The sequence below is a fragment of the Brevibacterium yomogidense genome (assembly GCF_900163715.1).
Classification (GTDB): domain Bacteria; phylum Actinomycetota; class Actinomycetes; order Actinomycetales; family Brevibacteriaceae; genus Brevibacterium; species Brevibacterium yomogidense_A.
Map to the genome: position 1 here is coordinate 170,928 of NZ_FWFF01000014.1, position 13,334 is coordinate 184,261.

Sequence of the window (13,334 nt, forward strand, 5' to 3'; positions counted from 1 at the left end):
CATGAGCGCACACGGAGCACCTGACATGGGGCGGGCCCCCAGTACCGAAGAGCTGCCGCTGCTGCTGGGCGGCGTCTTCGGCCGCAAGCACGACGAGCACGGGCGCAGGGACGAGCCGCGCATCGTGAGCTTCGGCGGCGGTCACGGCCTCTACGCGGCGCTGCGCGCCTTCCGCCTCATCACGGAGAACCTCACCGCGGTGGTGACGGTCGCAGACGACGGCGGGTCATCGGGCCGGCTCCGCAGTGAACTGGGCGGTCTGCCGCCGGGAGATCTGCGGATGGCGCTCGCGGCGCTCTGCGACGACGGGGAGTGGGGACGCGTCTGGCGCGACGTGATCCAGCACCGCTTCACGTCTGCCGGTTCTCTCGAGGGGCATGCTGTGGGGAACCTCCTCATCGCGGCGCTGTGGCAGATCCACGACGACCATGTGGTCGGACTCGACTGGATCGCCCGACTGCTGCGCGCCCACGGCAGGGTCCTGCCCATGTCGTCGCTGCCGCTGACGATCGAGGCGGACGTCCAGTCCGCTCCGAACGAACCGACGACGGTCATCCGCGGTCAGTCCGTCCTGGCGGCGACGCCCGGCAGAGTGACCGAGGTGCGACTGGACCCCGGCTCCCCGCCGGCCCGCAGCGAGACGATCGCGGCCGTCCAGCAGGCCGACGTCCTCAACCTGGGGCCCGGCTCGTGGTACACATCGGTTATGCCGCACCTCCTGGTGCCGGATCTGGCCCGGGCGATCTGCGAATCGGACGCGCTGCGCACGCTCACGCTGAATCTGGGTGCCGCACCGGGGGAGACGGCGGATCTGTCCCTGGTCGATCACCTGCAGTCCCTGCACAACCATGCACCGGAGCTCAGACTCGACTACGTCCTCGTCGATGCGGTGGCCGCGGCGGGCGAGCCCGCGCTCGTCGACATCGCCGCGTCGCTTTTCGGGGCGACGGTGCGCACCCATCCGCTCACCTCACGGCGGCCCCGCCAGCACGACAGCCTCAAGCTGGCGGCCTGCTACCGTGACATGCTGCTGGACTCCGGGCTGCTCGCGGAGGAGCAGTGGTGACGGACGACAGAACGAAGGAGGCGGAGTGCCCATGGCACTGACCGCGCAGGTCAAGGACGAGGTCGCTCGGTTCGATGTGATGCGGGTGTCCGCCCGGAAGGCGGAGGTGTCGGCGATGCTCAGGTTCGCCGGGGCCCTGCACCTGTCGGGCGGATCCATCCTCATCGAGGCGGAGCTGGACACCGCCGCCGCCGCTCGGCGACTCCGCGGGGAGATCCACGATCTCTTCGGGCACGCATCGGAGATCATCGCGATCACGGGCAGCGGCCTGCGGCGGGGGAGCAGGTACATGGTCCGCGTGACCGCCAACGGCGCCGCACTCGCGCGGCAGGCGGGCCTGCTCGACGCCCGGGGCCGCCCCGTGCGCGGACTCCCGTCGACCATCGTCAACGGCGCGGTGGCCGACTGCGAGGCCGCGTGGCGGGGCGCCTTCCTCGCGCACGGATCCCTCACGGAACCGGGTCGCTCTGCGGCACTGGAGATCACCTGCCCCGGTCCGGAGGCGGCGCTCGCACTGGTGGGAGCCGCTCGTCGCCTCTCCATCACGGCGAAGGCGCGCGAGGTGCGCGGCACCGATCGCGTCGTCATCCGCGACGGCGACGCGATCGCGGCACTGCTGACCCGGATGGGTGCCCACGATGCTGTGCTGGTCTGGGAGGAGCGCCGCATGCGCCGCGAGGTGCGGGCGACCGCGAACCGCCTGGCGAACTTCGACGATGCGAACCTGCGCCGGTCGGCACGCGCCGCGGTGGCCGCCGGGGCGCGCGTCGAACGGGCGCTGGAGATCCTCGGCGACGACGTGGCAGAGCACCTCCGCTATGCGGGGACGCTGCGGCTCACCCACAAGCAGGCTTCTCTCGAGGAGCTCGGCCAGCTCGCGGATCCCGTCATGACGAAGGACGCGGTCGCCGGTCGCATCCGACGACTCCTCGCGACCGCGGACAAGCGGGCGGAGGAGATAGGCATCCCCGGCACGGACGCGCACCTCACATCGGAGATGCTCGAAGAGGAATGAGAGGAGCTCCACCCATGACCACTCGCATCGGCATCAACGGCTTCGGACGCATCGGACGGTCCTTCCTGCGCCAGTCACTGGCCGCGGACGGCGTCGACGTCGTCGCGGTGAACGATCTCACCGACAACGGATCACTCGCCCACCTGCTGAAGTACGACTCCGTCTGGGGCCGGATCGGCGCGGAGGTGACGCACGACGACAGCTCCCTCATCGTCGACGGCCGCAGCATCCGCGCGACGGACCACTCCGTCCCCGCAGACATCCCGTGGGCCGAATACGGCGTCGACGTCGTCATCGAGGCGACCGGTCGCTTCAAGACCGCTGATCAGGCCCGGGGCCACCTGGAGGCGGGCGCGAAGTCCGTCATCCTCTCCTCGCCCGGCAAGGGGATCGACGGGATGTTCGTGATGGGCGTCAACCACACGGACTTCGACCCGGCCCAGCACACGATCATCTCGAACGCCTCGTGCACGACGAACTGCCTCGCACCGGTCGCGAAGGTACTGCATGAGGGCGTCGGCATCCGGTCGGGCCTCATGACCACGGTGCACGCGTACACGGGCGACCAGCGGCTGGTCGACGGCAACCACAAGGACCCCCGCCGTGCGCGGGCCGCTGCGGTCAATGTCGTCCCGACCACGACCGGCGCCGCCGCCGCGGTGGGCCGGGTCCTGCCGGAGCTCGACGGACGCCTCAGCGGCATCGCCGTCCGCGTGCCGGTCCCGACAGGCTCGCTCGTGGACCTCGTCTTCACCCCGGAACGGGCGACCGATGTCGCCGAGGTGAACGCGCTGCTGCGCGACGCCGCGGCAGGCGAGCTCGCCGGGATCCTGGCCTACACCGAGGACCCCATCGTCTCCTCCGACATCGTCATGGACGACCACTCGGCGGTCGTCGACGGCCTGCTCACGGAGCAGGTGGGCGACCAGATCAAGGTGATCGCCTGGTACGACAACGAATGGGGCTACTCGCACCGTCTGCTCGACCTCGCCGCGTACATCGGCACAGAGCTCTCCTGAGGCCGTCCAGGCCCGTGTCCAGCCCGAAAGGAACCCCATGCTGACCCTCACTCCCTCCGTCGACGTCGCGAGCCGGCGCGTGCTCGTGCGCAGCGACCTCAACGTCCCCCTGGCGGACGGCGCCATCGCGGACCGCGGTCGGATCACGGCGTCGGCCCCGACCATCCGCTCGCTCGCCGAGGCCGGGGCCCGCGTGATCGTCGTCGCCCACCTGGGAAGGCCGAAGGGCGCACCGGTGGCCGAGCTGACGCTCGCTCCCGTCGCCGAGGCCCTGGCCGAGGAGATCGGACGGCCCGTCGCCTTCGCGTCGGACACGGTGGGGGAGTCGGCCCGGGCTGCTGTGGATGCACTCGCCGACGGCGACGTCGTCCTGCTGGAGAACCTGCGGTTCAACGCGGGGGAGACGGCGAAGGACGATGCGGAGCGCGGAGCGTTCGCCCGGCAGCTCGCACAGTTCGCGGATCTCTTCGTGTCGGATGGGTTCGGCGTAGTCCACCGCAAGCAGGCGAGCGTCTTCGATGTGGCGCGCCTCGTCCCGGCCTACGCGGGCGGACTCGTGGCCGCTGAGGTGGAGGTCTCACGCAGGCTGCTGGAGGACCCGGCCCGCCCGTATGCCGTGGTGCTGGGCGGATCGAAGGTCTCGGACAAGCTGGGCGTGATCGACAGCCTGCTGGACCGTGCCGACCTGCTCGCGATCGGCGGCGGGATGGTGTTCACGTTCCTCAAGGCGCAGGGCCATGCGATCGGGGCGAGTCTCGTGGAGGAGGACCAGCTCGACACGGTGCGGGGATACCTGGCCAAGGCCGCGGAGAAGGGCGTGGAGATCCTCCTGCCCCAGGACATCGTCATGGCGGCCTCGTTCGACCGCGACGCGGACCACTGGACGGTCGAGGTCGACGCGCTCGAATCGACGCCCGCCGGAGCGGCCGCACTCGGACTGGACATCGGACCGCGCGCGGCCGCCGCCTATGCGGAGCGGATCCGTTCCGCGCAGACGGTGTTCTGGAACGGCCCCATGGGCGTCTTCGAGTTCCCCGCGTTCGCCGCAGGCACGAAGGCGGTGGCTGAAGCACTCACGAGCGCACACGGCGGTCGCGCGGACGGCAGGCTGACCGTGGTCGGCGGCGGCGATTCCGCCGCCGCGGTCCGCGCACTCGGCTTCGCAGACGTTGACTTCGGACACATCTCGACCGGCGGGGGCGCCTCGCTCGAATTCCTCGAGGGGCGCACCCTCCCCGGCCTCGACGTCCTGGAGGGATGACTCATGGCACAGGCACAGACACCAGCGCAGGCACAGGCGCAGCGCACTCCGCTCATCGCGGGGAACTGGAAGATGAACCTCGACCACTTCGAGGCACTGACACTCGTGCAGAAGCTCGCCTGGGCACTGCGGGACGCGAAGGTGGATCTCAGCGCCATCGACGTCGCGCTGCTGCCCCCCTTCACGGACATCCGCTCCGTCCAGACCCTGGTGCAGGGCGAGAAGATGGATCTGGCCTACGGCTCCCAGGACCTCTCACAGCACGACGCGGGCGCGTACACCGGAGACGTCTCCGGTGCGTTCCTCACACGACTCGGCTGCCAGTACGCCCTCGTCGGGCACAGCGAACGGCGGGAGCACCACGCCGAGGACGACGCGCAGGTGCGCGCGAAGCTCACCGCAGCCCTGCGGCACGGCCTGACTCCCATCCTCTGCGTGGGCGAAGCGCTCGACGTGCGCCGGGCCGGGGACCACATCAGCCACGTCCTGGCACAGGTGGATGCCGCACTCGACGGCTCCTCGGCAGATGACCTGGCAGGACTCGTCATCGCCTACGAACCCGTGTGGGCCATCGGCACGGGAGAGACCGCCGGCCCGGCCGAGGCGCAGGAGATGGCCGCTGCCATCCGCGCGCGCGTCGTCGAGACGCACGGTACGACATGCGGCGATTCGACACGAATCCTGTACGGCGGCAGCGTCAAGACGGACAACGCCGCCGCGATCGTGTCAGCCGACGACGTCGACGGAGCACTCGTCGGGGGAGCTAGTCTCGACCCGACGGGATTCGCTGACCTCATCGCCGCAGTACACCGAGTAGACTGAGGTCATTATGGAGATCCTCAACTGGACGCTGATCGCGCTCCTCACCCTCACCAGTGCCTTCCTGATCCTTCTCATCCTCATGCACAAGGGGAAGGGCGGAGGCATGTCGGACATGTTCGGCGGCGGTATGAGCTCGTCGCTCGGTTCGTCGGGTGTCGCAGAGCGGAACCTCAATCGGTTCACCACGCTGGTGGCGATCGTCTGGGTGGCGAGCATCATCCTTCTCGGCGTCGTCGTCCGCTTCACCTGAACCAGCACCGCACACGGAAGGCCCGGAGGAATTCTCCTCCGGGCCTTCGTCGTCTGCAGAGACGTCGTCATCTGCGGAGCAGCGTCAGCGGGCGCGCTCGTCCGTATCGGTTCCCGTGACGGTGTCCGCTGCTTCGTCCGTCTCCGCTGAGACCTCCGATTCGACGGGGGCGTCCGATTCAGCATGGGCGTCCGGTTCAGCGATGCTGTCGACCTCGCCGACCGGATCAGCCTCATCGATGGCGTCTGCTTCATCGATGGCGTCTGCTTCATCGGCGGCGTCCGCTTCATCGACGGCGTCCACGTCGTCGGCCGCGTCCACCGTGTCGACGGGATCCGCTCCTTCGTCTCCGGCTTCCGAGGGCTCTTCGGCCGCAGCGACCTCGTCCTCGGGCCGGCGCGGTGCCGCATCGGGCAGCGATTCGATCGCGGCGAGCAGATGCGCCACGCCGGCCTGGCGGTCCGTGAGCGTCAGATGGACGACGCGGCGGCCGAGGTCCGCGAGCACCTGCGCATCGCCGTCGGCCTGAGCGGTCTGCAGTCGGGCGAAGTCGAAGCCGGCCTCGGGCACGTCGACCGTCGGTCCGGAGTCAGGATCAGCGGAGATGAAGAGGAACGTCCCATCAGGACGCCCGCCTTTGTGGAACTGGCCCGTCGAGTGGAGGTACCGAGGCCCCCATCCGAAGGTGACGGTTCCACCCGACTTCCGGGCGAGCAGTTCGCGCAGCGAGGCCGCGGCCTCATCGTGCTCGGCACTCAGGAACGCCTGCACGGCGAGGTAGCCGTCCTCGTCGTCCGGGGACGGGAAGAGGCCGGCGACGGTCGAGGCGAGAGACTGCCCGGCATCGCCGGCACCCGCAGGTTCGTCTGCATCGGAGTCCGTCGCTGTGCGCCCCGGGGCGTCCTCACCGGCGGACACCGGTGCGCTCTCCAGCGCCCGGACGATGACGGGACCATCGACGAGGGTCGGTGCGGCCTCGTCGTCGTCCTGCGCTGACGCATCGGACTGCAGCAGGGCGCGTGCACGCTCCTTGGCATCCTCCACATCCGGCTGGTTGAAGGGATCGACGCCGATGCCCGCGCACAGCAGCGCGGTCGCGGTCTCCCACACCAGCAGCTGAGAGCCCAGCGGGGCCTCGTAGGAGACGGCCACACCGGAGATCGGCTGATGCGTCCCGATCGCCGGTCCGAGGTACCCGAGCGCGGTGGCCGCGTGCGCGTCCTCGAAGCCGGGCGCTTCCACGGATCCGCACGCGACGGGAAGCATGCCCACCCCGTCCTTGCCGGACGACTCAGCGATCAGCTGCTCGAGCCAGCCCGGGAGCCCGGCGAGGGAATCGTCGGTCGCGGCCATCGCCAGGGTGCGCACGCCGCGAGCGTGCGCGGCCGTCAGCAGCGCACCGATGCGCAGAGCAGGATTGTCCGGATCGTCCGTGCGCACTGCGTCTGCGACCGCGGCGGCCTCGTCGACGACCTGCTGGACGTCCGCTCCTGCGAGCCCGGCGGGGACCAGCCCGAACGCGGCGAGTGCGCTGTAGCGTCCCCCGACGCTGGGATCCGTGAGGAAGACGCGGCGCCATCCCTCCTCCAGCGCCTGCTCGGCCATGGGGGTGTCGGGGTCCGTCACCGCGATCAGTCGGCCGCGGGGCTCGATGCCCGCGGCCAGCAGGGCCTGGGCGAACGCCGAGGCCGCGCAGACCGTCTCGATCGTCGTGCCGGACTTCGTGGCGACGACCATGGCCGACCGCTCGAGGTCCCCGCCATCGCTGAGCGCGGAGATGGCCAGCGGGTCCGTGCTGTCGAGGACGACCAGGTCCGCATCGTGTGCTCGTGCGATGACTTCTGCGCCCAGGGACGAACCGCCCATCCCCGCGAGGATGATGCGGTCGACGCCGTCCTCAGCGAGCTCGGCGCGCAGGGTGTCGATCTGCTCGATGAGTCCGGCGGCGCGCGTGTGCAGGTCGGTCCAGCCCAGACGCGTCGCGGCGAGCTCTGCGGCCTCCGGGCCCCAGACCGTCGCATCGCGCTGCGCGATGCGGGAGGCGAGGCGCAGGTCCACCATGCGGGTCAGCTCCGCCTCGAACACGTCGGGGGCCGGGAATCCGATGTCTGTGGTCATCGCTGCTCCTTCACTCGTCGGAGCGGCCCGAGGCTGTGCCGCTCGCGTCTGTCCCGTCCGCACCCGCGAGCCGACCGGCCACTGTGGCGACCAGCTCGTCCCAGCTCGCGGAGAACTTCTCGAGGCCCTCGCGCTCCAGCTTGTCCATCACGTCGGCGTAATCGATGCCGAGCCCGGAGAGCGAGTCGAAGTGCGCGTCGGCCGCGACATAGGTGCCGGGCATCGAGTCACCGCCGACGGTGCCGTGGTCGGCGAACGCGTCGAGGGTCTTCTCCGGCATCGTGTTCACGGTGTCCGGCGTCACGAGCCCGGTCACGTACATCGTGTCCGGGTAGGAGGGATCCTTCGTCCCCGTCGAGGCCCAGAGCAGCCGCTGTGCGCGGGCGCCTGCGGCCTCGAGGACCCGGAAGCGCTCCGAGTCGAACACCTGCGAGCGCACGCGGTGAGTGAGTCGGCAGTTGGCCAGTCCCGCCTCGCCCCGCAGGCCGGATGCCTGCTCCGTGCCGATCGAAGCGAGACGGGCATCGACCTCCGCGTCGATCCGGGACACGAAGACGGAGGCGACGGAGTGCAGGGTCGAGAGGTCGACTCCGGCCTCGCGGGCCCGCTCGAGTCCGGAGAGGTAGGCCTCGACGACCTTCCGGTACTGGTCGAGGCTGAAGATCAGCGTGACGTTGACGCTGATCCCGCGCTCCAGGACACGAGGGATGGCGAAGACGCCCTCTTCAGTCGCGGGGATCTTGATCATGACGTTGGGACGGTCCACGGCCGAGGCGAGACGGCTGGCCGCCTCGATCGTTCCCTCGCCGTCGTGGGCCAGGGACGGGGACACCTCGAGGGAGACGCGCCCGTCGGCGCCCTCTGTGCGCTGCCAGACGGGCTCGAGCAGATCACAGGCCGCACGGACGTCGGCCACGGTCAGCGCGTCGATCGCCTCCTCGGGGGAGACCCCGGCCCGTGCCAGTTCGTCCGTCTGCTCCGTGTACGCGGCGTCGGAGGCGATCGCGGATGCGAAGATCGTCGGGTTCGTCGTGACTCCGACGATCGAGCGCGTCTCGACCAGTTCGGCCAGCGACCCCGATTCGAGGCGCGTGCGCGACAGGTCGTCGAGCCACACGGAGACGCCGGCGGCGCTCAGTTCTGCGAGCGGTGCGTTCTGCTGCATCATGCCTTCCCGGAGACGGCGGCCAGTGTGTCGCGGGCGGCGCCGGCGACGGCCTCGGCGGTGAACCCGAACTTCTCGAAGAGGAGCGCTCCGGCGGCGGACGCGCCGTAGTGCTCGAGCGAGACGGCACGCCCGTGCGTGCCGAGCCAGCGGTGCCAGCTCTGGGCGATGCCCGCCTCGACGCTCACGCGTGCGCGCACCGATGACGGCAGGACCTCTTCCCGGTACTCCGGCGTCTCCTGCTCGAACCACTCCATGCAGGGGACGGACACGACGCGGGCGCGGGTGCCCTCCGCTGCGAGTGCCTCGCGTGCTGCGAGTGCCAGCTGCACCTCGGAGCCCGAGGCCATGAGGATGACGTCCGGCTCGCCCTCACTGTCCGCGAGCACGTACGCACCGCGGCGCGCACCGTCGGCATCCGCGACTGCGGTCCGGTCGAGGACCGGCAGGCCCTGGCGCGTGAGGACCAGGCCGGAGGGGCCGTCGGCGCGCTCGAGGACGCGCAGCCAGCAGACGGCCGTCTCCGTCGCGTCGGCGGGCCGGACCACGTCCAGTCCGGGGATCGCACGGAGTGCGCTCACGTGCTCGACCGGCTGGTGGGTGGGACCGTCCTCGCCGACGCCGATGGAGTCGTGCGTCCACACGAAGATGTTGGGCAGCTGCTGCAGCGCCGCGAGGCGCACAGCGGGTCGCTGGTAGTCGCTGAAGACCAGGAACGTGCCGTTGTAGGGACGGGTCGGACCGTGCAGCGCGATGCCGTTGCAGACGAGCCCCGCAGCGAACTCGCGGACTCCGAAGTGGAGGTTCCGGCCGTAGGGGTTGCCCGGGAACATCGTCGAGGAGCGCTCAACGGGCAGGAACGACGGCTCGCCCTTCACGAGGGTGTTGTTCGATCCCGCGAGGTCGGCCGAACCGCCCCACAGCTCCGGCATGAGAGGCGCGATCGCGTTCAGGACGGTGCCGGAGGCCGCGCGGGTCGCGATCGAGGCACCGGCCTCGAAGGCGGGCAGCGCGTCTGCCAGTCCGTCCGGGAGGTCGCCGGACTGCAGACGGTCGAACAACTGGGCGCGCTCGGGGTGAGCCGCGCGCCAGGCCTCGAACCGGGTGGTCCAGTCGGCGTGCGCGGCGGCTCCGCGGTCGCCCACCGCGCGTGTGTGCGCGAGCACCTCATCCTCGACGATGAAGCTGCTCTCCGGGTCGAACCCGAGCAGCTCCTTCGTCGCCGCCACTTCGTCCGCTCCGAGTGCGGCGCCGTGCGCTGCCCCGGTGTTCTGCACGTTCGGTGCAGGCCAGCCGATGATCGTGGACAGGCGGATGAAGGAGGGACGCGGATCGGACTTCGCGGCCTCGAACGCGTCGTGGAGGGCATCGACGTCCTCGCGGTACTCCGCACCGCCGTGCGTGAAGTCCACATGCTGCACGTGCCAGCCGTATGCCGCGTACCGGGCCTCGGGGTCCTCGGTGAAGGCGATGGAGGTGTCGTCCTCGATCGAGATCCGGTTGTCGTCCCACAGCACGACGAGGTTCCCCAGCTGCTGGGTGCCGGCCAGTGACGACGCCTCGCCGGAGACTCCCTCCTGCAGGTCGCCGTCACCGGCGATGACCACGACGCGGTGGTCGAAGACGGATTCGCCGGCAGGTGCCTCAGGATCGAACAGACCGCGCTCACGGCGCTGCGCCATGGCCATCCCGACCGCCGAGGCCAGGCCGGACCCCAGGGGACCGGTGGTGATCTCGACTCCTGCGGTGTGGCCGACCTCGGGGTGGCCCGGGGTGAGTGAGCCCCACGTGCGGAGAGCCTTCAGGTCATCGAGCTCCAGTCCGGTGCCCGACAGGAAGAGCTGGATGTACTGGGTGAGGCTCGAGTGCCCCGCGGACAGCACGAAGCGGTCGCGGCCGACCCAGGCCGGATCGGCCGGATCGTGGACCAGGCCCTGCTGGTAGAGGTAGTACGCGGCGGGGGCGAGGCTCATGGCCGTCCCGGGATGCCCGTTCCCGACCTTCTCCACCGCGTCCACGGCGAGGAGTCGTGCGGTGTCGACGGCCCGGCTGTCGAGAGAGGACCACGTGAGGCTGCTCGTGCTGGTCATGCGCGCGATTCGTTCCTTCAGGAAGGCTGCTTGCCCGCCCACGTCGGGAGGGCACTGACGGGCCTCACTCTACCGGGACGCGCCGGTTGTGCAGTGCATGTGCAGAACTCTTCTACGAGGGATAGAATCAATCAGACGACCCCACCACCAGGAAGGCGCAGCCGACACCGTGTCTCTCCCTCAGCGCCCCGCGCACAACCACTCCGCAGAAGAGAAGCCTCTGCAGCGGACGATCGACGAACGGCGCGCAGGAGCGCGCGGCACAGGGTCGCTGGGTGACACCATCCGCGCCTACGTCGCGCTCACCAAGCCGCGCGTCATCGAACTGCTCCTCGTCACGACCGCACCCGTCATGTTCCTCGCGGAGCGCGGCCTGCCGAACCTCTGGCTCGTCGTCGCGACGCTGATCGGCGGAGCGGCGGCAGCGGCCTCGGCCTCTGTCTTCAACTGCATCGCAGACCGCGACATCGACGCGAAGATGCGACGCACGGAGAACCGTCCGCTCGTGACCGGTGAGATCACACCGCGCGCCGCGACCATCTTCGCCTTCGCGCTGGGCTTCGGCTCGATCTTCTGGCTGGGCGGCTTCACGAACTGGGTCGCAGCCGGCCTCACTGCCATCGCGATCCTCCTGTACGCCGTGTTCTACACGCTCGTCCTCAAGCGTCGCACGACCCAGAACATCGTCTGGGGTGGAGCCGCGGGCTGCATGCCCGTGCTCATCGGCTGGTCCGCCGTCACCGGCTCGCTCAGCTGGGAGCCGCTGCTGCTGTTCCTGGTCGTCTTCTTCTGGACGCCGCCGCACTACTGGCCGCTGGCCATCAAGTACAAGGCGGACTACGAAGCGGCGGATGTGCCGATGCTGCCGAACAAGGTCCCGCCGACGAACGTCGCCAAGCAGATGATCTGGTACACGGTCGCGATGCTGGCAGCGTCGTTCGCGCTCATCGCCGTCGCGCCGATGGGCCCGGTGTACATCATCGCCTCCGTCGCGGCTGGGGCGTGGTTCCTCTGGGAGTGCATCGCCTTCATCAAGCGCGCGAAGGCCGGGCTGTCCGGTACACGACTGCGTGCGATGCGCGTCTTCCACGGATCGATCACCTACCTGTCCGTGCTCTTCCTCGCAGTGGCGATCGACCCGTTCCTCAACCCCTGGGCCTGATGAGAACGTCCCCGCGGGGACGCGAAGTCCGAGATCTCGGACTCTGCGTCCCCGCGGGGACGTTTCTCTGTGGCGGGCAGCTCAGGCGGCTGTGGCCTCCGCGGCGTCGTCGGAGCGGAGCTCGACACCGTTCTCGCGGGCGAGCCGCGCTTCGCGCTCACGGACGCGGGGGATGATCTCCTCGCCGAACGTCGTGAGCTCCTCCTGGAAGTGGAGGTACGCCGTCAGGAGCAGATTCACTCCCTGCTTCTTGTATTCGATGATCCTGTCGGCGATCTCGTCGAACGTGCCGATCAGACCGGTCTTGAAACCGTCGTTGTACTGCACGAGGTCTTCGAAGGACGAATCCGCCCACATTCCCTTCTTGTCCCCGGTCGACGCCCCCGCGTGCTGGACGGACCGCTGGAAGCCCTCCACCGCGGGGCGGTGAGCGTTGCCGACGATGTCTCGCAGCTGCTCGACCGCCTCGTCGTGCGTGTCGCGAGCGATCACGAACCCGTTGATGCCGAACCGCGGTGCGACCGGGGCGCTCCGCTCACCGGACTGGGAAGCCGCGATCACGCCTGCGACGTTATCGGCGTAGTCCTCGAGCGTGCGACCGTTCGAGAAGTACCAGTCCGCCACGCGACCGGCGGTCGCCTGTGCCGCCGATGAGTTGCCGCCGAAGAAGACGTCCGGGTGTGCGCGCCCCGGCACGTCGACTGGTCCGGGTTTGAGACTCACTCCGTCGATCGAGTAGTAGCGACCGTGCTGGGAGTAGTCCTCCTGCGTCCAGATGCCTCGCAGCGCTCGGATGAACTCGTCCGTGCGGACGTAGCGCTCATCGTGTTCGAGCCAGGGGAGGCCGAACCCTGTGAACTCGTCCTTCAGCCAGCCGGACACCACGTTGACGGCTGCGCGTCCGCCTGACAGCTGGTCAGCGGTGTTGATGAACTTCGCGAGCACCCCGGGATGCCACATGCCCGGGTGGACCGCGGAGATCACCTTGAGCCTCTCCGTCGCGAGCAGGAGTGCGAGTGAGAAGCTCGTGGCCTCATGCTGCTCCGACGCGCCGTAGCTCGCCTGGTAGCGCGTCTGCGTCAGCGCGTACTCGAAGCCCAGTCGCTCCGCTGTCCGTGCGAGCGTGCGGTTGTAGTCGATGCCCCAGTCCGTTCGCTGCTCGACGGTGGAGATGACGAGGCCGCCGGACACGTTCGGCACCCAGTACGCGAACTTCAGCGGTGAGGCCAGATCTGCGACGGGGGAGATCGATGCTGCCATGGTGTTCCCTTCGGTCGGTGCATGGGGCGCGAGCCGAGGACTCGCGCGTCAAGCATCGATGGAAGGGGATGTGCCGCAGTGCGTGTTCGTCATATTCAAGGCTTTC

Annotated in this window: 11 protein-coding genes; 7 read left to right on the forward strand and 4 right to left on the reverse strand. The window is 69.6% G+C overall.

All coding sequences use genetic code 11. The annotated features are described in order from the left end of the window. Position 1 precedes the first annotated feature (1 nt). From FM105_RS08715 to secG, 6 genes are read left to right on the forward strand one after another with little or no spacing between them, the layout of a single operon-like run. Positions 2 to 1,066 carry a gluconeogenesis factor YvcK family protein gene (locus tag FM105_RS08715; protein WP_087007343.1) on the forward strand — a complete coding sequence of 355 codons (1,065 nt, stop codon included), beginning with the start codon at positions 2 to 4 and terminating at the stop codon, positions 1,064 to 1,066. A 31-nt stretch (positions 1,067 to 1,097) separates the two neighbouring features. Further along, complete coding sequence (gene whiA / locus FM105_RS08720; protein WP_087007345.1) at positions 1,098 to 2,081, forward strand: DNA-binding protein WhiA; 984 nt, start codon at positions 1,098 to 1,100, stop codon at positions 2,079 to 2,081. Positions 2,082 to 2,095: 14 nt separating this feature from the next. Beyond that, positions 2,096 to 3,100 carry a type I glyceraldehyde-3-phosphate dehydrogenase gene (gap, locus tag FM105_RS08725; RefSeq protein ID WP_087007347.1) on the forward strand — a complete coding sequence of 335 codons (1,005 nt, stop codon included), beginning with the start codon at positions 2,096 to 2,098 and terminating at the stop codon, positions 3,098 to 3,100. A gap of 37 nt (positions 3,101 to 3,137) precedes the next feature. Next, positions 3,138 to 4,361, forward strand: a complete 1,224-nt coding sequence (locus FM105_RS08730) for a phosphoglycerate kinase (RefSeq protein WP_087007349.1) — start codon at positions 3,138 to 3,140, stop codon at positions 4,359 to 4,361. Between the two features lie 3 nt (positions 4,362 to 4,364). Next, positions 4,365 to 5,183 carry a triose-phosphate isomerase gene (gene tpiA / locus FM105_RS08735; RefSeq protein WP_087007351.1) on the forward strand — a complete coding sequence of 273 codons (819 nt, stop codon included), beginning with the start codon at positions 4,365 to 4,367 and terminating at the stop codon, positions 5,181 to 5,183. Between the two features lie 7 nt (positions 5,184 to 5,190). Next, positions 5,191 to 5,433, forward strand: coding sequence for a preprotein translocase subunit SecG (gene secG / locus FM105_RS08740; RefSeq protein WP_087007353.1), 243 nt, complete (start codon positions 5,191 to 5,193; stop codon positions 5,431 to 5,433). A gap of 84 nt (positions 5,434 to 5,517) precedes the next feature. Here the strand turns inward: secG and FM105_RS08745 are convergent, their stop codons facing one another. From FM105_RS08745 to tkt, 3 genes are read right to left on the reverse strand one after another with little or no spacing between them, the layout of a single operon-like run. Further along, positions 5,518 to 7,551: a hypothetical protein gene (locus FM105_RS08745; protein ID WP_087007355.1), complete on the reverse strand. Its 2,034-nt coding sequence runs from the start codon at positions 7,549 to 7,551 to the stop codon at positions 5,518 to 5,520. Between the two features lie 10 nt (positions 7,552 to 7,561). Beyond that, entirely contained in the window at positions 7,562 to 8,719 is a 1,158-nt protein-coding gene (gene tal / locus FM105_RS08750; protein ID WP_373404771.1) for a transaldolase, read from the reverse strand. Next, positions 8,716 to 10,806 (reverse strand): transketolase, encoded by a 2,091-nt coding sequence (gene tkt, locus FM105_RS08755; RefSeq protein ID WP_087007359.1) that lies wholly within the window; start codon positions 10,804 to 10,806, stop codon positions 8,716 to 8,718. The genes tal and tkt overlap by 4 nt, the downstream gene beginning before the upstream one ends. 169 nt (positions 10,807 to 10,975) lie before the next feature. Between tkt and FM105_RS08760 the strand changes: the two genes are divergently transcribed. Continuing rightward, entirely contained in the window at positions 10,976 to 11,968 is a 993-nt protein-coding gene (locus FM105_RS08760; RefSeq protein ID WP_179207127.1) for a heme o synthase, read from the forward strand. 81 nt (positions 11,969 to 12,049) lie between these two features. On the opposite strand, the gene sfnG is transcribed toward FM105_RS08760, so the two are convergent. Next, the gene (gene sfnG, locus FM105_RS08765; RefSeq protein ID WP_087007361.1) at positions 12,050 to 13,228 is read right to left on the reverse strand and encodes a dimethylsulfone monooxygenase SfnG; all 1,179 of its coding nucleotides are present in this window, start codon (positions 13,226 to 13,228) and stop codon (positions 12,050 to 12,052) included. Positions 13,229 to 13,334 lie beyond the last annotated feature (106 nt).